Origin of the sequence: Microtetraspora malaysiensis, assembly GCF_001528665.1 — a bacterium.
Taxonomy (GTDB): Bacteria; Actinomycetota; Actinomycetes; order Streptosporangiales; family Streptosporangiaceae; genus Microtetraspora_A; species Microtetraspora_A malaysiensis.
The window spans coordinates 39344-60513 of the sequence record NZ_BBYJ01000031.1 but is presented as its reverse complement, the minus strand read 5'-3'; the positions used below and the strand labels follow the sequence as shown (position 1 = coordinate 60513).

The 21170-nt window shown below is 71.1% G+C and carries 16 protein-coding genes; 11 read left to right on the top strand and 5 right to left on the bottom strand.

All coding sequences use genetic code 11. The annotated features are described in order from the left end of the window. The first annotated feature begins 49 nt into the window (after positions 1 to 49). The 7 genes from cobA to AWQ71_RS33390 all read left to right on the top strand — a co-directional run bounded on the left by cobA (position 50) and on the right by AWQ71_RS33390 (position 11696). On the top strand, positions 50 to 1282 hold the full coding sequence (gene cobA, locus AWQ71_RS33420) for a uroporphyrinogen-III C-methyltransferase (RefSeq protein ID WP_067141130.1): 1233 nt from the start codon (positions 50 to 52) through the stop codon (positions 1280 to 1282). After that, the gene (locus tag AWQ71_RS44060; protein WP_245658733.1) at positions 1279 to 5046 is read left to right on the top strand and encodes a GTPase; all 3768 of its coding nucleotides are present in this window, start codon (positions 1279 to 1281) and stop codon (positions 5044 to 5046) included. Before cobA ends, AWQ71_RS44060 begins: the two co-directional genes overlap by 4 nt. Beyond that, positions 5043 to 6674, top strand: a complete 1632-nt coding sequence (locus AWQ71_RS33410; RefSeq protein WP_067141127.1) for a GTPase — start codon at positions 5043 to 5045, stop codon at positions 6672 to 6674. The genes AWQ71_RS44060 and AWQ71_RS33410 overlap by 4 nt, the downstream gene beginning before the upstream one ends. A gap of 115 nt (positions 6675 to 6789) precedes the next feature. Next, positions 6790 to 7524 carry a single-stranded DNA-binding protein gene (locus tag AWQ71_RS33405; RefSeq protein ID WP_067141124.1) on the top strand — a complete coding sequence of 245 codons (735 nt, stop codon included), beginning with the start codon at positions 6790 to 6792 and terminating at the stop codon, positions 7522 to 7524. 420 nt (positions 7525 to 7944) lie between these two features. Further along, positions 7945 to 9240 (top strand): GGDEF domain-containing protein, encoded by a 1296-nt coding sequence (locus AWQ71_RS33400; RefSeq protein WP_067141121.1) that lies wholly within the window; start codon positions 7945 to 7947, stop codon positions 9238 to 9240. A gap of 31 nt (positions 9241 to 9271) precedes the next feature. Further along, entirely contained in the window at positions 9272 to 10936 is a 1665-nt protein-coding gene (gene ettA / locus AWQ71_RS33395; protein ID WP_067141119.1) for an energy-dependent translational throttle protein EttA, read from the top strand. A 277-nt stretch (positions 10937 to 11213) separates the two neighbouring features. Beyond that, positions 11214 to 11696 carry an acyl-CoA thioesterase gene (locus tag AWQ71_RS33390; RefSeq protein ID WP_369407232.1) on the top strand — a complete coding sequence of 161 codons (483 nt, stop codon included), beginning with the start codon at positions 11214 to 11216 and terminating at the stop codon, positions 11694 to 11696. On the opposite strand, the gene AWQ71_RS33385 is transcribed toward AWQ71_RS33390, so the two are convergent. The 5 genes from AWQ71_RS33385 to AWQ71_RS33370 all read right to left on the bottom strand — a co-directional run bounded on the left by AWQ71_RS33385 (position 11671) and on the right by AWQ71_RS33370 (position 15513). Then, complete coding sequence (locus AWQ71_RS33385; RefSeq protein ID WP_067141113.1) at positions 11671 to 13242, bottom strand: glycoside hydrolase family 13 protein; 1572 nt, start codon at positions 13240 to 13242, stop codon at positions 11671 to 11673. The two genes, AWQ71_RS33390 and AWQ71_RS33385, sit on opposite strands and share 26 nt — an antisense overlap. A 29-nt stretch (positions 13243 to 13271) precedes the next feature. After that, positions 13272 to 13640 (bottom strand): globin, encoded by a 369-nt coding sequence (locus AWQ71_RS33380; protein ID WP_067141110.1) that lies wholly within the window; start codon positions 13638 to 13640, stop codon positions 13272 to 13274. Between the two features lie 34 nt (positions 13641 to 13674). Next, on the bottom strand, positions 13675 to 14637 hold the full coding sequence (locus AWQ71_RS33375; protein ID WP_067141107.1) for a mechanosensitive ion channel family protein: 963 nt from the start codon (positions 14635 to 14637) through the stop codon (positions 13675 to 13677). A gap of 127 nt (positions 14638 to 14764) precedes the next feature. Continuing rightward, a complete protein-coding gene (locus AWQ71_RS42180) occupies positions 14765 to 15052 on the bottom strand; it encodes a hypothetical protein (protein ID WP_157570728.1) in 288 nt (95 codons plus the stop codon). Positions 15053 to 15249: 197 nt separating this feature from the next. Continuing rightward, on the bottom strand, positions 15250 to 15513 hold the full coding sequence (locus AWQ71_RS33370; RefSeq protein ID WP_067141104.1) for a hypothetical protein: 264 nt from the start codon (positions 15511 to 15513) through the stop codon (positions 15250 to 15252). A gap of 339 nt (positions 15514 to 15852) precedes the next feature. Between AWQ71_RS33370 and AWQ71_RS33365 the strand changes: the two genes are divergently transcribed. The 4 genes from AWQ71_RS33365 to purU all read left to right on the top strand — a co-directional run bounded on the left by AWQ71_RS33365 (position 15853) and on the right by purU (position 21112). Beyond that, a complete protein-coding gene (locus AWQ71_RS33365; RefSeq protein ID WP_067141101.1) occupies positions 15853 to 17457 on the top strand; it encodes an NsdA family TPR-like regulatory protein in 1605 nt (534 codons plus the stop codon). Next, on the top strand, positions 17454 to 17960 hold the full coding sequence (locus AWQ71_RS33360; protein WP_067141098.1) for a GNAT family N-acetyltransferase: 507 nt from the start codon (positions 17454 to 17456) through the stop codon (positions 17958 to 17960). Before AWQ71_RS33365 ends, AWQ71_RS33360 begins: the two co-directional genes overlap by 4 nt. 329 nt (positions 17961 to 18289) lie before the next feature. After that, positions 18290 to 20194 carry a tetratricopeptide repeat protein gene (locus AWQ71_RS33355; RefSeq protein ID WP_245658723.1) on the top strand — a complete coding sequence of 635 codons (1905 nt, stop codon included), beginning with the start codon at positions 18290 to 18292 and terminating at the stop codon, positions 20192 to 20194. A 69-nt stretch (positions 20195 to 20263) separates the two neighbouring features. Then, positions 20264 to 21112 carry a formyltetrahydrofolate deformylase gene (gene purU, locus AWQ71_RS33350; protein WP_067141094.1) on the top strand — a complete coding sequence of 283 codons (849 nt, stop codon included), beginning with the start codon at positions 20264 to 20266 and terminating at the stop codon, positions 21110 to 21112. Positions 21113 to 21170 lie beyond the last annotated feature (58 nt).

Sequence of the window (21170 nt, the reverse complement as noted above, 5' to 3'; positions counted from 1 at the left end):
AATTTGCCTCCTAGCACAGCACGCTTGACGCATTAGGGAGATAGGGGTCATGGCGCCCTACCTGCTCGGCCTTCGCCTCGATGGGCGGCGGGTCCTGGTCGTGGGCGGCGGCCGCGTCGCGCAGCGGAGGATCCCCGCCCTGCTCGACGCCGGGGCCTCGGTCGTCCTCGTCTCGCCCAGCGCCACCCCCGCCCTCGACGACCTGATCGCCGACGGTCGCGTTACCTGGGAGCGCCGGTCGTACCAGGTGGGGGACTGCGACGGCGCGTGGCTGGTGCACGCCTGCACCGACCGGCGCGAGGTGAACGCGGCGATCGCCGCCGAGGCCGAGGCCAAGCGCATCTGGTGCGTACGCGCCGACGACAAGGAGGCGTCCGCCGCCTGGACGCCCGCGAGCGGCCGGGTCGGGGAGATCGGCGTCGCCATCACGGCGGGCGGCGACCCGCGCCGGGCCGCGGGCATCCGCGACGAGGTCGTCAACGCGCTCCGCGACGGCAGCGTGGACGCGCGCCGCCACCGCGGCAAACCCGTCGGTGTCGCCCTCGTCGGCGGCGGGCCGGGCGACGCCGGGCTGATCACCGTCCGGGGACGTCAGCTCCTTGCCCAGGCGGACGTCGTCGTGGCCGACCGGCTCGCCCCGCGCGCCCTCCTCGACGAGCTGCCGCCCGACGTCGAGCTCATCGACGCCGCCAAGATCCCGTACGGCCGTCAGCTGGCGCAGGAGCGGATCAACGAGCTGCTGGTCGAGCACGCCAGGCAGGGCAAGTTCGTCGTCCGGCTCAAGGGCGGCGACCCGTTCGTCTTCGGACGCGGCGGCGAGGAGATGATCGCCTGCGCCCGCGCCGGCATCCCGGTGACGGTCGTGCCGGGCGTCACCAGCGCGGTGGCCGTCCCGGCCGCGGCCGGAGTGCCGGTCACCCACCGGGGGGTCAGCCAGGAGTTCCACGTGATCTCCGTACACGTGGCGCCGGACGATCCGAAGTCGACGGTCGACTGGCCGGGGCTCGCGCGGTCGAAGGGAACGCTCGTCCTGCTGATGGGCGTCGAACGGGTCGCGGAGATCGCCGACGCGCTCGTACGGTACGGACGTTCGCCGGAAACTCCCGTGATGGTGGTGCAGGACGGTACTCTTCCCACCCAACGAGCACTCGCCGCCACGCTCTCCACGGTGGCGGAGCGCGTGACCGCGACCGGGGTGCGGCCACCGGCGATCGTGATCGTCGGCGACGTCGTCAGAGTCGGCCAGGAGATCGAAATGGTGCGAGCGGGGCGGATCTCGTGAAGCCGCCTGCCTGGAAGACGCCCGACGACGGGTCCGTCGACCGGTCCGGCCACGCGGAGAACGAGGAGCAGGCCATCGATCACACCGGCGAGCACCCGGAGACACCGGGAGAGCAGACGGTCGCCTTCCGTCCCATCCAGGACGGCGGCCCGGCCGACTCCGGATCGGGGAACGGCGACCACCCGGCCCAGAGCGATCCCGCACGTTCCGACTGGGACAGGGGCGACAGCTGGGACGGTTTCACGGTGCGTCCCTCCCACGGGGCGACGGACTCCGGCACCGACGACGACCACTGGGACGCCTTCGCCGAGCGAGACGCGCGCACGCCCGACACGACCGGTGCCCCCGACCGCCCGGCCCGCCCGCGCATCGGTGACCGTACGGCGTGGGCGACGCCGGGCTGGGACGCGTTCGCCACGCAGCAGCCGAGGCGCCCGTCCCCGCTGAGCGGCGCCTCCGGCGCGCCGGGAGCGGGCGAGCCGCCCCGCGCCGCCCGGCCCGACATCGACGAGCCTCTCGTACGCGGTCGATCGGCACACCGCGAACCGGCGTGGGACGCGCCCCAGCACGACGTGACGCCGGGACCGGCGGAGGAGACGTCCGTCTGGGACCCGCCCGCTCGTGACGACGCGGCCCTCCCTCGCCGAACTCCGGCGGAGGGGACATCCATCTGGGATCGGCCGGCCCGTGACGCCGCGGCGACGGAGAGCGCGCCCGAGAGCGCGCCGGAGGTGACATCCGTGTGGGACGCCCCCACGACGGACACCGCCGCCGACCGGACCTCGGTCTGGGACACCCCGGCACGCGCCTCCCGCGACGCCGCGACGCCTCCGAGTGACGCCCGTACGGGTTCGGAGAGGACGGGCGACTGGGACGCCTTCGCGCCGCGACCCGCCGCCGACGCCGCCCGCGAGGGCGCCGAAGCGCCGGAAACGACCGGGCAGCCCGACCTGGCCGATGTGGTCAGCGCCGGATTCGCCGCCGTCGCGGACGGGCTCTCGGGCTGGGACGCTTTCAGCGCGACCACGCGGCCCCGGACGGGCGGCGACCTCGACCCCGTTGCGGCGCCGGACACGTCCGGCACGCCCGCCCACGACAACCGGACGTACGGCGAGAGCGCCACGTCAGATGACCGCGCGGCGCCCCCCGTCCACGACGGAACGGCGGACCGGGCAGATCGCTCCGACGCGGCGGACAGTCAGGAAGACGGTTCGGATACGCCCTCCGCGGGCGCGCCGTCGCCCTGGCATCACGCCGAGGAGGCGGGGGACGAGACCGCCGCCGACCGCTCCGCCACCGCGTCCGACGGTGACGTCGCCTCCGGTGACTCCACCACCGTGTTCATCGGCCCCGCCGAGCCGTACGACGCCGGTGTGCCGGACGTTCTCGCCGTCGGGGACGGCGAGAACGTCCTGGACGTGACCGGCGACGGCGGGCACGTCGGCGAGATCGCGGACACCCCCGAGGCCGTTCGCGACATCGACGCGCTCCAGAGCGACGGGCATCCCGCGCAGATCGAGGACGCCCCGGGCGCGGCGGACGACGGGGAAGCCGAGGAGGCCGGGCGATCCGGAGCGATCGAGTGGCCCGACGGGGCGGGACAGATCGAGGACGGCTCGACATCCGAGCCTCGGCCGGACGACTCCGGTGACGCCGAGGAGGCCGGGCGATCCGGAGCGATCGAGTGGCCCGACGGGGCGGGACAGATCGAGGACGGCTCGACATCCGAGCCTCGGCCGGACGACTCCGGTGACGCCGAGTCCGCCGCGTTCGGACACGCGGCCGACGGCGAGGGTGTTTTCGCCTACGAGGCGTGGCGCTCGGACGAGACCGGCGACGCGAGCGCCATCACGGGCGAGAGCGGCGACGCGGCGGATAGCGAGGACGCCGAGGTCGGGCTCCGCGCCGCCGAGGGCATGCCTCACGGCGCCGAGGTCAGGACGGGCGACGCCGAGCACGCGGAGGACGCGACCGGCGGCCCGGACGACGAGGCCGACGGGGTTGAGCGGGTCGAAGAGCCTGAAGAGGCAGCGGCCGAAGAAGAAGTCGTAGAGGCTGACGAGGACCCCGTCGCCCGGGTGCGCGCGGTGCCGCTGCCGGAACCCGTCTCCGCCGCGCTGACCGAGGCGCTGGACCAGCTCCGCCTGGCCGTCGAGGACCTGCACTTCGGCCTGGACATCCCGGGCGCGGAGGAGGCCCGCAAGGCGCAGGCCGCCGTGCTGGCCCAGCTTGAGGACTACGTCATCCCGCGCGTGCACATGAGCACCGCACCCGCGCTGATCGTCGTCGCGGGCTCGACCGGGGCGGGCAAGTCCACCCTGGTCAACACGCTCGCCGCGCAGCGGGTGAGCATGACGGGCGTGCGCCGCCCCACGACGGGGACGCCCGTGCTGGTGTGCCACCCCGACGACCACGAATGGTTCGCCGAGGGAGACCTGCTCGGCGGGCTGACCCGGCTTGAGCGGCCCGTCGAGGGCGTAGGCGCGGACAGCGTCGTGCTGTCCACCACCGAGCGCCTCCCGCCGGGCGTGGCGCTGCTCGACACCCCGGACATCGACTCGGTCGTGGAGGAACACCACGAGATCGCCCATCGGATGCTCGACGCGGCCGACCTGTGGGTGTTCGTGACCACCGCCTCCCGGTACGCCGACGCGCCCTCGTGGAACCTGCTGCGGCTGGCCAAGGAACGCGGCGCGCGGCTGGTCATCGTGCTGTCCCGGGTGCCGGAGAAGTCCCGCGACGTCATCGTGAAGCACTTCGGCCGGATGCTCGACGAGTACGGCCTGGCCGACGCCGAGCGTTTCGTGATCAAGGAGACGGCGGTCACCGAAGGGCGGCTTCCCGACAAGGAGGTCTCCGAGCTGCGGATGTGGCTGGCCCACCTCTCCGTGGACGACGAGCGGCGCGCCGCCGCCGTACGGACGACCCTGAACGGCGTCCTGGACAGCTTCAGGAACCGGGTGCCCGCGCTGGCCAGGCATCTGGAGACGCAGGTGGCGCTGCGCGCGGACCTGCGCTCCGACGTGGACGCCGCGTACATGGGCGCGCTGGCCGACATCGACGAGGCCACCAGGAACGGCTCGCTGCTGCGCGGAGAGGTGCTGGCCCGCTGGCAGGACTTCGCCGGCTCCGGCGACCTGATCCGCACTCTCCAGCTCCGGCGGGGCGGCAAGGGGGGTCAGCAGGGGCCGGAACGCGCCCGCGCGCTCAGGACGGCGATCAGGAGCGCCCTGGAAAATATGATCAACTCCGCCGCCGAGCGGGCCGCGGAGGAGGTCGTCGCGCGCTGGCGGCAGCGGGCGGGCGCGGGTGACCGGCTCGCCGCCACACCCGGCCTCGGCCGCTCGTCCGGCGAGGTCGCGCAGCGCACCGCGCGCGCCATCGGCGCCTGGCAGGACCACGTCACCGAGCTGATCAGGACCGAGGGCGTGACCAAGCGCTCGGTGGCTCGGTTTGTCTCCTTCGATGTGGAGTCGCTCGCCCTGATCTTCACGGTGGGCCTGCTCGGTTACGGCGCCACGGACGTCTCGTCCGGCCGGGGCGCGGGCGCGCTGCCGCAACGCCTGCTGCGCGCGCTCCTCGGCGCCGAGCCGCTGCGGAACATCAGCGCCAAGGCCCGGAGCGATCTGCGCGCCCGCATCGGCATGGTCTTCGACGAGGAGACCCTGCGCTACGTGGACACGCTCGACGGCGCCGGGATCCCGGACGAGGCAGCAGCCACCCGCCTGTACCAGGCGACGTACAACCTTGAGGTCGCACGATGACTGCCAGCACCACCGACGTCCAGTACGGCCTCGGGGCCAGGTTCGCCGCCCTCACGCGGCTCGTCGAGCTGGGCGCGGGCCGGGCCGACCAGGCGACGCTCACCGAGGCCGCCCAGTTGCTCGTCCGCGCCGGGGACCGGCTCAGGCTGTCCCCGGACCACACGGTGGTCGCGCTGGCCGGAGGCACGGGCAGCGGAAAGTCGTCCCTGTTCAACGCCATCTCCGGCCTCGAACTCTCGCCCATCGGGGTGCGCAGGCCGACCACCGCCCGCACCCACGCCTGCGTCTGGGGCCTGGACGGCGCCGGGCCGCTCCTCGACTGGCTGCAGATCCAGTGGCGGCACCGCTTCGCCCGGGCCAGCGCGCTGGACAAGGGGGAGAGTCGGCTTCACGGGCTCATCCTGCTCGACCTGCCCGACCACGACTCGATCCGGGCGCTCACCGACACCGAGGCCGACCGGCTGATCAAGGTCTCCGACCTCGTGGTGTGGGTGCTCGACCCGCAGAAGTACGCGGACGCCTCCGTGCACCGGCGCTACGTCACCGAGCTGGCGGGGCACGACGCCGTGACGGTCTTCGTGCTCAACCACGCGGACCGGTTGTCCCCGGAGGACCGCGAGATCTGCGTGGCCGACCTGAGAGAGCTGCTCTCCAAGGAGGGCGTGGACGGCCCGCAGGTGGTCGTGACCTCCGCGGTCACCGGCGAAGGCGTCGACGACCTCAAGGCGGTGCTCGCGGAGTCGGTGGTCCGGCGCCGCGCGGCCTTCCAGAGGCTGGAGGCGGACCTCGACCGGCTGATGAGCCCCCTCACCAAGGACGTCGCCGACGTCTCGCACGTCGAGCCGGCCGTGGACGGCGCGCGCCGCGAGGGGCTGACCGACGCCCTGTGCGACGCCGTCGGCGTCTCCGCGGTCGGCGAGGCCATGGAGAACGTGTACGGCGTACGCTCCGTGGACTGGGTCGGCTGGCCGTACGCGCGGTGGGCGGCCCGGCTGCGGCCCGACCCGCTGAGCAGCCTGCGGCTCGGCGATGTGAAGGACGAGATCCGCGCCCTCGTGGGCAGCGCCGTCAGCGCCCAGCCGGCGGAGGTGGACAACGCCGTGCAGGCACTGGCCGACGGTGTCACCCAGGGGATGCCGGAGGTCTGGCAGGCGGGCGTGCGCGACGCGGCGCGGTCGAGGTCCGGCGAGTTGCCCGCGACGCTCTCCGACGAGCTGTCCCAGGTCGCCCCGCCACTGGACCGGGTCCCCGGCTGGTGGTGGCTGCTCAGGATCTGGCAGTACCTTCTCGTCGTGCTGTTCGTGGCGGGGGTCGCCTGGGCCGGCTCGATCCTCGCGTACGGCGTGCTGAAGGTGGGCGCGGCGCCGATGGAGATCCTCGGTGACGTCGGCCTGCTGCCGTGGCTCGGGTTGCTGATCGTCGGCGTTCTGGGCCTGGGCCTCCTGTCCGGCATGGCGAGCAGGAACTTCGTCGTTCTCGGCGCGGCGAAGGAACGGGAGCGCCTGGAGAGGGGCATGCGTCGCCGGGTGGCCGCGGTGGCGGAGGAGATGGTGGTCGCGCCGGTCGAGGGCGAGCTGCGGCGCTACAACGAGTACTTCGCAGCCGTGGCCGCCGCGTCCCGGAAGTAACCGTCCCCAGGCGCCGGGTTTTCCACAGAACCGGATTCGGGGGAGAACCCCCGGCGGGGGAGCGGGCAGAGTCGGCCCCGGTGTCCGGCGAGGGTCCGGACCTGGGGAGGACTCCATGAGCGACGTCTACGTCACGTTGAGCGGCAACGTCACCGCCGACCCCCGGCAGTATCAGTTCCCCGACGGCTCGCGCGCGACGAGCCTGCGGCTCGCGGTCAACCGCAGGGTGCTCGATCGGCAGTCCCAGACGTGGACCACTCAGGACACGACGTACTACACGATCCGCTGCTACCGGGCGCTCGCCGACAACGTCGCCCAGTCGGTCCGCAAGGGCCACCCGCTGGTCGTGTACGGCAGGCTCCGGATCAAGCAGTTCCAGGACCGGCAGGGCGAGCAGAGGTTCCTGGCCGAGGTCGAGGCCAGCTCGCTCGGCCACGACCTGAAGTGGGGCATCGCGAGCTTCGAGAAGCCGGTCCGGTCCTTCGCGGGCACGCCCAGCGGTGAGGACCGGCAGGGCATGGACGACGCCACCCGCGAGTGGGAGCTGAGGCCCGTGCCCCACGCGGACGAGCGGGACGCACTCCCGGACGGGAGACGGGACCCGCGCCCGGCGGAGCAGCGGGCGGCCCGGGAGAGCCAGCCCGTTCGCCCGGCCGAGGGAGGGGACGCCCAGCCGTCGGAGAGGCGGGGCACTCATCCGGCGGAGGCGTCCGCGTCTTCCGGCGATGCCGCTGCGGGCGAGGCCGCGGAACGTGCGGACGAGCGCCCGTCCTCCAGCGCCATGGAGGGGCGGGAAACGGGCGACGTGCCCTGGCCGGTCGAGACGGTGCCGGATGCGCTCGCGGCATGACGACGAGTGGCTGGAAACCGGAAGCGATGTCGCGGGGGGCCAGAGGCGGTGTGCGGTGAGTGGCGGAGGTAGCGCCCGGAGTGCCGGAGGGTGGCAGGTGAGGGGTCAGCGTGCGGTGGCAAGGGCATCGGCCGTGCGCGGCCGGTGCCCCACGGTGGAACGTCCGGGTATCGGCCGATGGCGACTTCCGCGTCGCTGCGAGAGCACCCTTACTAGGTCCAGGTCACACCCCGCACCATGGCTGCTCCTTTCCCACACGGCCCCCCTGGTGAAGGAGCGGTTACCTCGTCTGCCGTCCGGACATTCGACGGCACAGACTGCCAAAGGTAGCGGTTCCCGTCGCGTGACGCACACTCCGCAATTATTGTGTTACACATCGTGAGACGCTGGAGTCAGCGCACGGACACGTGGGGAGACTGGATGACGGCACCCAGCCAGACCTCGGCCACACCGCGAGACGGATCGCCCTCGCGGCGCGGTCGGTGGCCCCTGCTGGCCCAGCGCCGTCCTCTCGTCGTCTACTTCTTCGGCATCGTCGCGCTGGACCTGGCCGCGATCGCGTACCTGCTGATCGCGACGCCGTTCCACCTCTCGCACCTTGCCGCGTTCGCCGCCCTGACGGTGTGCGGCGCCGTCTGCATCGAGGCCACCCGACGGCTCGGCATGCCCGCCGGGGTGTCCCGCGACCTGCTGTCGGCCTGGTGGCTGCCCGTCGTGCTGCTGCTCCCACCGGTGTACGCCCTGCTCGCCCCCATCCCGCTGCAGATCCTGCTGCAGGCGCGCGTCCGCGCCACGGTCGTCTACCGGAGGGTCTTCAGCGCGGCGGCGATCGGAGTGGCCGCGTGCGCGGCCTCCGTGGCGTTCCACGCGTGGATCCCGGCGCCGGGCGAGCTGTCCAGCGGCCGCGCGCTGCCCATTCTCGCGGCGGTGGCCTGCGCCGTCCTGTTCACCGCGCTCAACACCGCGCTCATCGCCATCGCCGTGCGCACCGCCGATCCCGACACCCGGTGGCGGGAGCTCCTGTGGAACCGCGAGAGCGCGTTGCTCGACGCCGTCGAGCTCTGCCTCGGCGTGACGGTCGCCATCGCGTGCGCGCTCAACCTGGGGCTGCTGCTGCTCGCGCTGCCGCCGGTGGTGCTGCTGCAGCGCAGCCTGCTGCACGCCCAGCTGCAGGCCGCCGCGCGCACCGACCCGAAGACCGGGCTGCTCAACGCCGCCGCCTGGCAGCGCGAGGCGGACACCGAGATCGTCCGCGCCCGGCGCACCGGCGAGACGCTCGCGCTGCTCATCGTCGACATCGACCACTTCAAGCGGGTCAACGACACCTACGGCCACCTCGTCGGCGACCAGGTGCTGATCGGGGTCGCCGGCACGCTGCGCAGCCAGCTGCGCGACTACGACGTGGTCGGCAGGTTCGGCGGCGAAGAGTTCGTGATCCTGTTGCCGCGGGCCGACGTCACCGAGGCCAGGCGGGTGGCCGAGCGGTTGCGCTCCCGGGTGGGGCGCATGGCGGTCCCGGCCGACCACGCCATGGTCACCGTGACGATCTCGGCCGGAGTGGCCATCATGAACATGCACGGCAACGATCTCATCGAGTTGCTCGCCGCCGCGGATCTCGCCCTCTACCGGGCCAAGGAGCTCGGCCGTGACCGCATCTGCCTCCCTGCGCGTCCCACGGCTCCTCCACCGCGCACAGGGGATGAGATGACCGGCTGAAGCTACCGTGGGTGCCACTACCCTTGGAGTCATGCCGGAGTACATCTACACGATGCAGCGCGTGCGCAAGGCGCACGGTGACAAGGTAGTCCTCGACGATGTCACGCTGTCCTTCCTGCCCGGAGCCAAGATCGGCGTTCTGGGCCCGAACGGCACGGGCAAGTCAACGCTGCTCAAGATGATGGCGGGGCTCGAGCAGCCGTCCAACGGAGACGCGCGGCTGATGCCCGGCTTCACCGTCGGCATGCTGCAGCAGGAACCCCCGCTCAACGAGACCAAGACCGTTCTGGGCAACGTCGAGGAGGGTGTCGCCGAGACCAAGGCGATGCTCGACCGGTTCAACGCGATCGCCGAGCAGATGGCCACCGACTACAGCGACGAGCTGCTGGCAGAGATGGGCAAGCTGCAGGACGCGCTGGACCACCGCAACGCCTGGGACCTGGAGAGCCAGCTCGAGCAGGCCATGGACGCGCTCCGCTGCCCGCCCGGCGACGCGGACGTCTCCCAGCTCTCCGGTGGTGAGCGCCGTCGCGTCGCGCTGTGCAAGCTCCTGCTGGAGCAGCCCGACCTGCTGCTGCTCGACGAGCCGACGAACCACCTCGACGCCGAGAGCGTCCAGTGGCTGGAGCAGCACCTGGAGAAGTACCCCGGCACCGTCCTGGCCGTCACCCACGACCGTTACTTCCTCGACAACGTGGCCGGCTGGATCCTGGAGCTCGACCGCGGCCGCTGCTACGCCTACGAGGGCAACTACTCCACCTACCTGGAGGCCAAGGCCGCGCGTCTGAAGGTCGAGGGCCAGAAGGACGTCAAGCGCAAGAAGCGCCTGGAGGAGGAGCTCGAGTGGGTTCGCTCCAACGCCAAGGCCCGCCAGACCAAGAGCCGCGCCCGTCTCCAGCGCTACGAGGAGATGGCCGCTGAGGCGGACAAGTACCGCAAGCTCGACTTCGAGGAGATCCAGATCCCGCCGGGCCCGCGCCTCGGCACGACGGTGATCCGGGCGGAGAAGCTCTCCAAGGGCTTCGATGACCGCGTCCTCATCGACAGCCTCTCCTTCGACCTGCCCCGCAACGGCATCGTCGGCATCATCGGCCCGAACGGCGTCGGCAAGACCACGCTGTTCCGCATGATCACCGGCGGTGAGACGCCGGACGGCGGCGCCATCACCGTCGGCGACACCGTCAAGATCTCCTACGCCGACCAGAGCCGGGCGGGCATCGACCCGAAGAAGAACGTCTGGGAGGTCGTCTCCGACGGGCTCGACCACATCAAGGTCGGCAACGTCGAGATGCCGTCCCGGGCGTACGTCGCGGCGTTCGGCTTCAAGGGGCCGGACCAGCAGAAGCCGGCGGGCATCCTGTCCGGTGGCGAGCGCAACCGCCTCAACCTCGCCCTGACCCTCAAGCAGGGCGGCAACGTGCTGCTGCTCGACGAGCCCACCAACGACCTCGACACCGAGACCCTGTCCAGCCTGGAGAACGCGCTGCTCGACTTCCCGGGCTGCGCGGTGATCACCTCGCACGACCGGTGGTTCCTCGACCGCATCGCCACGCACATCCTGGCGTGGGAGGGCGGCTCGAACTGGTTCTGGTTCGAGGGCAACTTCGCCGACTACGAGAAGAACAAGGTCGACCGGCTCGGCGTGGACGCGGCTCGCCCGCACCGCGTCACCTACCGCAAGCTGACCCGGGACTAGGTCGTGTCTGACAAATCAAGCCCTGCTGCGCGCGGCCCAGACGGCGCCTCGCCGCGTTGTCGTCGTCGGCCGTAGGCTCCGCTACGGCCTCCTCCTCCGCCTTGCGATGCATCCACCTGGATCCGCGCTCGCTACGGGCAGCATTTGTCAGACACTCCCTAGCCGACCCTTGGCCCCGGCGCAGGTCGCCGGGGCAGGGGGCCGGTCCCGGCCTCGGCCGGTGCTCGTCGCGACCCCGCCCGCGTGCGGAAACCGCGGGTGGAATACGGTTTCCGGTGTGTCCGGACAACCTCTCTCCGACGGCGCCGGCCGTGCTGTCGGCCGTACTGTCATGAGTGCCGCCACCCCCGCCGACCGGCGACACGTCTTCCACCGGCAGGTCCGCTTCGGGGACATCGACAGCCTCGGCCATGTCAACAACGTGCGGTTCTTCGACTTCCTGGAGGACGCGCGGCTCGGCATGCTCGTCGTCGATCGGCTCCGCGAGGGCGACCGTCCGCACCGGGGCCTGGTGGTCGCCCGGCACGAGATCGACTACCGCCACCCGCTGACGTTCCGCCCCGATCCGGTACGCGTCGAGACCTGGGTGACCGAGATCAGGCCGGTCCGGTTCACGCTCGCGTACGAGATCAAGGACGACGAGCACGTCTTCGTCGAGGCGCGTTCGGTGATGGTCGCCTACGACGTTCAAGGCGCGCGCCCCCGTCGGCTCACCGAGGACGAGCTCGCCCATCTCAAGCGCTTCTTGGTCGAGGAGTGAGAGGTCGGTCGCGCAGCAGCCACGCTCCCGTGTCCGGCGGCAGCATGCCGCCGTCCAGGGGAGCGCTGGAGATCAGGACCCGCTCGTGGGGCGGTAGCCGTACCGGGTCGGTGCCGCAGTTGACGGCGCAGACCAGCGGGTCGCGGGAGAAGACCAGGGCGCCGGCGGGGGCGTCCAGCCAGGTGATCGTGTCCGGCAGCGTGCCCCGCAGGGATCGGCGCGCGGCCAGCGCCCGGCGATAGAACGACAAACTGGAGCCGGGGTCCGTCATCTGCCGTTCCATGGTCAGCCCCGCCCACTCGGGCGGTTGCGGCAGCCACGACCCGCCCGATCCGAAGCCGAACGGCGGGGCCGTCCCCGACCAGGGGAGCGGCACCCGGCAGCCGTCCCGACCGGGCATCGCCCCCTTCGTTCGGAAATAGACGGGGTCCTGACGTACTTCCGACGGAAGGTTCTTTACCTCGGTTAGTCCTAATTCCTCCCCTTGGTAGAGGTATGCCGACCCAGGGAGGGCGAGCATCGCCAGCAAGGCGGCACACGCCCTGGCGAGCCCGGCCCCCGGATCCGCCGCGCCCTCGCCGTAGCGGGTGGCCTGCCGTACGACGTCGTGATTGGACAGCACCCACGTGGGCGCCCGCATCGCCGCCAGCGTGGTCTCGATGACCTCGCGGAACGCGCCGGCCGACCAGGGCGCCTCGAGCCAGGCGAAGTTGAAGCTCTGGTGCAGCTCGTCGGAGCGGACGTAAAGGGCGAGGTCCTCGGCCGAATCCGTCCAGACCTCGCCCACCGCGGCGCGGTCGCCGGGATAGGAGTCGAGCACGGCGCGCCACTCGCGAAAGACCTGGTGCACCTCAGGGCGGCTCCAGATGGGCGACCGGGCGCCGAACCCGAGGGCGGTGTCGGGTAGCCCCTCCGCCTTGTGCAGGCCCATGGCGACGTCGATGCGGAAGCCGTCCACGCCCCGATCCAGCCAGAACCGCAGCGTGGTGAGGAAGTCTTCCCGCACTTCCGGGTTGTTCCAGTTGAAATCGGGCTGCTGGGGCGCGAAGAGGTGGAGGTACCAATCGCCGTCCGGCAGCCGGGTCCACGCGGGCCCGCCGAAGACCGAGAGCCAGTTGTTCGGCTCCGTGTCCGGCCGTCCGGGTGGGGAGGGCCGGAAGATGTACCGATCGCGCTCAGGCGAGCTCTCAGGCGCGTTCAGGGCCTTCTGGAACCAGGGGTGGGCGGCGGAGCTGTGGTTGGGGACGATGTCGACCATCAGCCGCAGCCCCTGGCCGTGCGCGTCCGCCACCAGGTCGTCGAATTCGTCCAGAGTGCCGAAGAGCGGATCGACGTCGCGGTAGTCCGCGACGTCGTAGCCGCCGTCCGCCATGGGGGAGCGATAGAACGGGGTCAGCCAGATCGCGTCGACGCCCAGGTCCGCGAGGTAGGGCAGCCGACTCCGCACGCCGGCGAGATCGCCGACCCCGTCACCGGTGGAGTCGGCGAAGCTGCGGACGTAGATCTCGTAGACGACGGCGTCATGCCACCAGGGGGTTTCACGCATGCCCCAGGGCTGCCCCGTGGCAGAGAGCGTTATGCGTTCATCATGCTCTGGGCCGCGTAGACGAGGTAGCGCAGGAGCTGCTCCTCATGCTCGGGGGCGAGCTCCAGGGAGTGCACGGCGTCGCCCATGTGCTTGAGCCAGGCGTCCCGCTCCGCCTCGCCGATCGTGAACGGCACGTGCCGCATGCGCAGCCGGGGATGGCCGCGCTCCTGGCTGTAGGTGTTGGGGCCGCCCCAGTACTGGATGAGGAACATGCGCAGCCGGTCTTCGGCGCCCTCAAGGTCGTCTTCGGGGTACATCGGGCGCAGCAGCGGGTCCGCGGCGACGCCTTCGTAGAAGCGGTGCACGAGCCGCCGGAACGTCTCCTCGCCTCCGACAGCCTCGTAAAACGTTGTCACCGCTTCAGCCTAGGCCAGTTACCGGCGAGTAGGTTCAGCCCGCGAAGGCCAGGTTCTTCTCGTCGAACGCCCTCTTGATCCGGATCCGCAGCTCGCGGGCCACCTCGGCCTGCTGCGCCGGGGCGGTCTTCACGCTGACCCGGAAGATGACCGACTTGTCGGAGATCTGCTCCAAGCCGTACACCTGGGGCTCCTCGACCAGGAGGGCGTCGCGGTACTCCGGCTCCTCCCACATCGCCGTCGAGACGCCCTTGAGCAGCTCGCGCACCGTCGTGATGTCCGCCTCGTACGGCACGTTCACGTCGACGACCGCGCGCGACCAGCCCTGGGACTCGTTGCCGACCCGGCTGATGGTGCCGTTGCGGACATACCAGACCTTGCCGTCGGCGTCCCGGATCCGGGTGATCCGCAGGGTGACGGCCTCGACGGTGCCGACCGCGACTCCGGTGTCGATGACGTCACCCACGCCGTACTGGTCCTCAAGCAGCATGAACATGCCGGCGATGAAGTCCTTGACCAGCTCCTGCGCGCCGAAGCCGACCGCGACACCGATGATGCCGACGCTGGTGAGCAGCGGGGCCAGCTCGATGCCCAGGTTGGACAGGATCATCAGGGCGGCCGTGCCCAGAATCACAACCGAGGACAGGCTCCGCAGCACCGAGCCCATCGTCTCGGCCCGCTGCCTGCGGCGCTCGGTGAGGATCGCGGTGCTCGCCTCGCTCGACCCGGACGACATGGTCTTGAACCGCTCCGGCAGGACGCCCTCGCTGGCCCGCAGCGTCACCCGGGTGATGAGGCGGTGCGCGACGCTCCGCACCACCAAAGCGACGGCGAGGATCAGGCACAGAGTGAGAAGGGCGTCGACGATCCCGGCCACGAGGGGGACCCAGGGGTACACGCCGTCGGGGAAGGACGCGTTGAGGACCGAGCACGTCAGGCCCTTGCCGCTCTTGCACATGTTGGTCATCGCGGTGACCGAGTCTCCCACTGTGTCCATGAAATCCGGCTCAGAAGACGGTGTCGGAGTCGGCGCGTACGGGAACACGAGGTGGATCCCCCCGGATCGGTTCGGTCAGCAACGGGCAGGTAAACCTAACTCATTGTGCAGACTGGACCGGCCGTCGTCACATCGCCGGGGAAGGCAGATTCCCCCGCCCGGCGTCGGGGACGGCGGGCAGGGGTTTCACCGCGACGAGCGGCAGGGCATGGCGTGCGCACCCGGAGCGCGCGCCATGCCGTTCTCCGGAGGGATCCTCCTCGATCACCGTCCGAGCCTGGCCGGTACGACCAGGATCGGACGGCGGCGTGCCGTGCTCGGCGTGGTCTCCGCCGGGCACGAGATGGTGGGGGCCGGGGGCGCACAGCGTCCCGGGCCGCCGCGTCAGGCGCGGCAGTCGCGGGGCGCTCCGCACCGTGCGCTCCGCCGGCCCCATGAGCCGCGATGTGCTAGTGCCCCTCCCGTCAATCTTTGCCCCGTCGCGTCGCCCAGGGCGGCACCTCGCGGCGTAGTCGTCGTCGGCCGTAGGCTCCGCTCCGGCCTCCTTCTCCGCCTTGCGATGCACGACCCTGGACCACCGCTCCGTCCGGGCAAACCTTGCCGGTCACGGCACTAGTTGTCGCTCACCGCGGCGAGCACTCGGGCGACCTTGCGCGCCGCACCGGCCGGGTCGTCCGCCCGGTGCATCCGCTCTCCCCAGGACCACCAGTAGTCCGTTGCCCTGCACACGACGTTCTCCGTGAGACTCGTGGCCTTCGGGTTGATCACCCGTACGAAGGGGCGGCCTGACTGGGTGCGTACGACCCGGGCGAGAAGGCCGCGGGAGTCGAGTTCGGATACCAGGAGTTCCAGACGCTGGAAATCGTCATCCTCCACTTCGGTGTCCTCCTTGGTTTTCGGCGAGCCCGACGCACCGGGCGTCTTTGACCCGGGCTTTCGGTCCTGGCGGGCTCAAGATGACTCACCAAGCATGAACCGGTCAACGCCGCCCGTCGGCTCTGCGGTTAGGCAAACCCCCAAGTAGGTTGAAGAAAACCACCTGCTGAGGAACGATCCTTAGTCAGCACCTTCAACTACTCGTCCATGCCGGGCAAAAACTGGTCCATCATTCTTGTGTAGCCGCAGCGCGACAGAGACGTTACGCTGCGTCAGCAGATGAGGACCCTTCGGGACACGCGGTCGGCGCCATCACCCGTCCGCGAGAGAGGGGCCGGGATGTCCGGCAGGCAGCACAGGGAAACGGAGATCGCACGGCGGGTCAGGGCTCGGGGTCTGGCCGTCGGGCGGGCCGTGGCCGTGATCGCCGACGAGATCCATCTTGCGTGTGGACCGAAGTTCGGCACCACGAAGATCAAGGCGCACCGCCTGTCGAACGGCATCGCACTCGCGGATGTGATCGAGCAGGTACGGGCGCTATTCGAGCGGGACGGGAAAGCCGTCCCGGGGATCGGCGAGACGCTTCTGTCCGCCTACGAGTCGGGGCTGAAGAAGCCCGGACCGGAGTACCTCCACTACCTGTGTTCCGTCTACCGGGTGGAACCGGCCGCCCTCGGCTACGAAGGGCCGTGCATCTGTGGCCACGGCCACGGAATGCCCGGCAATGTCCGCGGCTGCGATTTCGAAGAGGGAATACCTGACACTTCCCCCAATGTGCGCGAGCTGTGGATACAGCCGGATGGCGGTAGTCCTTCCGCGGACGGGGGCGAGGAGGACGAGAACGTGCTACGGAGGACGCTGCTGAAGATCCTCGCCGGTACCCCGTTGGCTCTCGATGGCCAGGTGCTGGGTGCGGTGGAGAACATACGACGACACATGGACGAGACGATGGCCTCGGCGACCGTCTCGCCCGCGATGCTGGACCAGTGGGAGGAGACGACCACCGGTTTCGGCAGGCAGTACATGAACACCCCGCCGCTTCGCCTTCTCTGCGACGTGCTGCTGGAGTTCTCCACGGTGCGCAAGGCGCTGGAGCGGCGGCAGCCGGTCGACATCCAGGAACGGCTCTGCCGCATGACGGCTCAGCTCTCCGGGCTCTGCGGGATGATCATGATCGACCTCGGCGACCATCGCATGGCCCGATCGTTCTTCCGCACCGGGCGTACGGCCGCCGACGAGACGGGCGACCGCGCGCTGCGTGCCTGGGTGAGCGCCCGCGAGGCGCTGGTCCCGCTCTACTACGGCGACCCGCGCGAGGCGCTCGCGCTGGCGAAGAAGAGCCGGGACATGGCCGGGCAGACGCCCTGCGCGGCCAAGACCATGGCACCGGTGGTCGAGGCCAGGGCGCTCGCCATGCTGGCCGGCAGCACCGGTCCCAAGAAGGAGGTCGTCGACCAGGCCAAGCGGGCGCTGTCCCGGGCCAGGGCGGCGTTCGCGCAGATGAGCAGCAACGACCAGGAGGACCCGGCCTTCGGCTATACCGAACGGCAGCTCTACTTCTACCAGGGCGACGTCCTGGTCAAGCTGGGGCAGACGTTGGAGGCGGACCTCATACTGGAGCAGGCGCTCGGCAAATACTCCGGTGAGGACCTGCTCGACCAGACCCTGATCCGCTTCGACCGCGCCCAGTGCCGCCTGATCGAGGGCGAGGTCGAGGAGGCGCTGGAGATGGGCCGCAAGGCCATCGAGATGATCGAGCGCGAATACCGCACCGAGCTGGTCATGCGCCCCGCGCAGGACCTGCTCAAGGCGGTCCAGTCGAAGTACGGCGACGTCCCCGCGCTCGCGGCCTTCCGGGAGTGCCTGCGGTCCGCCACGGAGGACGCCTCCGCCGCGGCCGCGGCGGCCGCCGTGACCCTCGAGCAGAACAGGCAGCAGACGTGACGGGGGCGCTCCGGATCCGCCGCTACCGCTGGTCGGACCTCGACGAGGTCTTGGCGCTGCACCAGATCGGCCTCGCCCAGGTCGGCCTGATGCCGGGTGACGGCGTCTACTACGACGACGACTTCCCGCGTATCCAGGCGGTGTACCTCGCCGATCGGGGCGAGTTCCTGGTCGGCGAGGAGCCGGGCGGCGGCCGGATCGTCGCGATGGGCGGTCTTCGCCGCGTCGACGACGAGACCGCGGAGATGTGCCGGCTCCGGGTCCATCCGGAGTTCCAACGCCGCGGTTGCGGCGCGATGATCCTCGAACGGCTGGAGGAACGCGCCCGCGAGCTCGGCTACCACGTGCTGCGCGGGGACACCACCCTGCAGCAGGGGGCCGCCGTCGAGCTCTATCGGAAGTACGGCTGGCGCGAGATCCGGCGGGAGACGCGCGGCACAGCCATAGTGCTCTATGGGGAGAAATACCTTACTCCCGTTGTTTCACCGCAATTAATCAGATAAACCACCCTGCCGGGCCTTGCGGATTACCGATTCGTGTCGATACTTATGCCTTGTCATGAACGGCGAGGGCCGCGGTGAGCGGAGTGGGAGGCGGAACAAGCCTCCCGCGAAGCGAACGGGGACCCAAGCGCGACCGTGTCACGGAAAAGAGGCACGATGAAGAAGATCATTATCCGCAAGCCCGGCACGGTGCGGCTCACCGGAACGTCGAGCGTGATTCACAAAGGGTGACCTGGAGCCCTCGGCAGAACGGCCGCGCAATCTGGGTCCGGGGGAGGCATTCCCGTGATCGCCTGGCCGCCCTCCACGCCCTGGAGCTTCCTCCGCCCGTGGCGCCCCTGATCAATGGGCATCGACGGGTGCGCGGCCCCTACACCATCGGTGGCGCGCTGCTGCGTGCGCTCGTCCCAGCCGCGCTGGAGCGCGCCCCCGACCTGGTCGCCGCGTACGCCGTCGCGATCCGGGCCGCCGCCCCCGACCTCCGGCCGCTCGTGCCGTCCCAGGCGGAGCCGCTGAGCGACGGCCTCCACGAGGACGAGCGGATCCTGGTGCCGGCCCCCCGGCGGACGCTGCGCCTCGCCAACGGCATCGCCGAGTTCGTACGGGACTGTCTGGACGGGCCGCGCGCGTTGCGCGTCGACAACGTCCACGAGGCCGACGCCACCGATCGTGAGCTGCTGGCCGTGCTCATGCGCCGTGTTCCCGCCCTGACCGTGGCCGTGGGCGCGCCCACGTCACCCGACGGATGGAGCGAGACGGACGTCGTCCTGGTCACGGCGCCGCCCGCGGAGGACGACACCGGCATCCGCGTCGACGACTACGCCGAGAACTTCATCGCCTCGGACGGCACCACCGACGACCCTCGGGCGTACGCGGCCTATCTGGCGCTGCCGCCGGCGGAGCGGGCCCGGGCGCACGACCGGAGGGCGGCTGAGCTGACCGGCGAGCACCTGCTGGGGGCGGTGCCGTACCACCGGGAGCTGGGCGGCGACCGGGAGGCCGCGCTGGCCGCGCTGTGGACGGCGGTGGACCACTGCGTCGGCGAGGGCTTCCTGCACGCCGTGGCCGAGCTCGGCCCGCGCGGGCTGCGTCTGGCCGCTCCCGGATCCGACCTTTGGTGGCGCTTCGCGCACCGCACGGCGACCGCGCTGGCGGGGATCGGCCGCCGGGCGGAGGCGTTCGAGATCTACGAGAGCGCCCGCCGCGCCAGCGTGGACCCCGCCGTCCACGCCGCGGCCGCGTACGGCACGGCCATGCTGGACGCCCGCGACCCCGACCCGGCGCGGCGCGACCTCGGCCGGGCCATGGGGTGGATCAACGAGGCGATCGCCGTCTCGACGCTGCTGCCGGACCGCCGGGAGCGTGCCTTCAAGCTCGGCTTCGACCGCAACGGGCGGGCGCTGATCGAGCTGCGGCAGGGCCGGATCGACGAGGCGCTGCGCCTGGTCGAGTCGGCGATCGAGCTGGCCGAGCGGGATCTCGCCCCGGACGCCCATCCCCAGCACCGGATGGTGCTGTTCGCCAACCGGGCGCAGCTCCTGGCCCGGGCCGGCCGGCGTGCGGACGCGCTGGAGGACTTCGACCGGGCCGTCGCGATCGATCCCGCGTTCCCCGACCACTATCTGGATCGCGGCAACCTGCTGCTCGCGATGGGCCGGCCGCAGGACGCGCTCGCCGACTACGAGACCGCGATCAGGCTCGGCCCGCCCCTGCCCGAGGCGTACTACAACCGGGCCGAACTGCTTCTGTCCGCCGGTGACCTGGACGCGGCCCTGGCCGACCTGGACCACGTTCTGGAGCTGGACCCGGCCTTCCTGGACGCCTATGTGAACCGCGCGGGTGTCCTGGTGATGCTCGACGAGGACGAGGCGGCCCGGCGCGACGTCGAGGCGGGGCTGGTGATCGACCCGGGCAACCCGCACCTGCACGGCGTGCTCGGCCAGCTCGAAACCGCCGCCGGCCGGTACGGCGAGGCCCGGGCGGCGTTCGATACGGCGCTGGCGCGGGATCCGGGCCTCGCCGGGGCATGGGCGAACCGGGCGATCCTGCGCTACCAGACGGGTGATCTCGACGGCGCCGTGGCGGATCTGACCCGGGCCATCGAGCTCGGCGAGGACGCCGCCCTGTACGCCAACCGTGCGGTCGCCCTGCGCGACCTCGGCCGGTCGGACGAGGCCGCCGCCGATCTGACGCGGGCACGGGAACTCGATCCGGGCATCGACGTGGAGAGCTGAGCCGAAGCCGCGGGGGCGGTATCATGCTCAGTTTGAGGCGAGAGCGCCAAGAAACCCAAGGATCAAGGCATGACTGCTGACTATGTGCTGACCCTCTCCTGTCCGGACCGTCCCGGTGTGGTCGCCGCCGTCTCGGGGCTGCTGGCCGGGCACGGCTGCAACATCACCGAGAGCCAGCAGTTCGGGGACCCCGTCGCCAACCGCTTCTTCATGCGCGTCCAGTTCACCGGCGACCTCCCGCTCGACGACCTGCGCGCGGCCTTCACCGCGCTGGCGCCCGAGTACGGCATGGACCTTCAGCTCTTCGACCAGGCGGTCAAGCCGCGGGTGCTGGTGCTGGTCAGTAAGTTCGACCACTGCCTCAACGACCTGCTCTACCGGGCGCGCTCCGGCCTGCTGAACATCGAGATCGTCGCGGTCGCCTCCAACCACCCCGACCTGCGGCCGCTCACCCAGTCGTACGGCATCGACTACCACCACCTGCCGGTCACGCCGGAGACCAAGCCGCGGCAGGAGGCCGAGATCCTCGCGCTGGTCGAGCACTACCAGGCCGATCTGGTGGTGCTGGCCCGATACATGCAGGTGCTCTCGGAGGACCTGTGCGCCAAGCTGGCGGGACGAGTGATCAACATCCACCACTCGTTCCTGCCGTCGTTCAAGGGCGCCAAGCCGTACCACCAGGCGTACGCGCGGGGGGTCAAGCTGATCGGCGCGACCGCCCACTACGTGACGCACGACCTGGACGAGGGGCCGATCATCGAGCAGGAGGTCGCGCGGGTCAACCACACCCACTCGCCCGAGGACCTCGCCGCGATCGGCCGCGATGTCGAACGGCAGGCGCTGGCCCGCGCGGTCCGGTGGCACACCGAGCACCGGGTGCTGCTCGACGGCCACAAGACCATCGTCTTCCCCCGATAGGGGGCCGGCCCGGCCGCTACGTCCGCGCTCCGTCGGCACGGGGGCGTGGGGTACGGCC

Excerpts from the sequence above, each read along its gene's own strand:
- AWQ71_RS33400 (WP_067141121.1), top strand. The coding sequence starts at position 7,945 with ATGACGGCACCCAGCCAGACCTCGGCCACACCGCGAGACGGATCGCCC.
- ettA (WP_067141119.1), top strand. The coding sequence starts at position 9,272 with ATGCCGGAGTACATCTACACGATGCAGCGCGTGCGCAAGGCGCACGGT.
- AWQ71_RS33365 (WP_067141101.1), top strand. The coding sequence starts at position 15,853 with ATGTCCGGCAGGCAGCACAGGGAAACGGAGATCGCACGGCGGGTCAGG.
- AWQ71_RS33385 (WP_067141113.1), bottom strand. The coding sequence starts at position 13,242 with ATGCGTGAAACCCCCTGGTGGCATGACGCCGTCGTCTACGAGATCTAC.
- AWQ71_RS33405 (WP_067141124.1), top strand. The coding sequence starts at position 6,790 with ATGAGCGACGTCTACGTCACGTTGAGCGGCAACGTCACCGCCGACCCC.
- purU (WP_067141094.1), top strand. The coding sequence starts at position 20,264 with ATGACTGCTGACTATGTGCTGACCCTCTCCTGTCCGGACCGTCCCGGT.
- AWQ71_RS33375 (WP_067141107.1), bottom strand. The coding sequence starts at position 14,637 with ATGGACACAGTGGGAGACTCGGTCACCGCGATGACCAACATGTGCAAG.
- cobA (WP_067141130.1), top strand. The coding sequence starts at position 50 with ATGGCGCCCTACCTGCTCGGCCTTCGCCTCGATGGGCGGCGGGTCCTG.
- AWQ71_RS33410 (WP_067141127.1), top strand. The coding sequence starts at position 5,043 with ATGACTGCCAGCACCACCGACGTCCAGTACGGCCTCGGGGCCAGGTTC.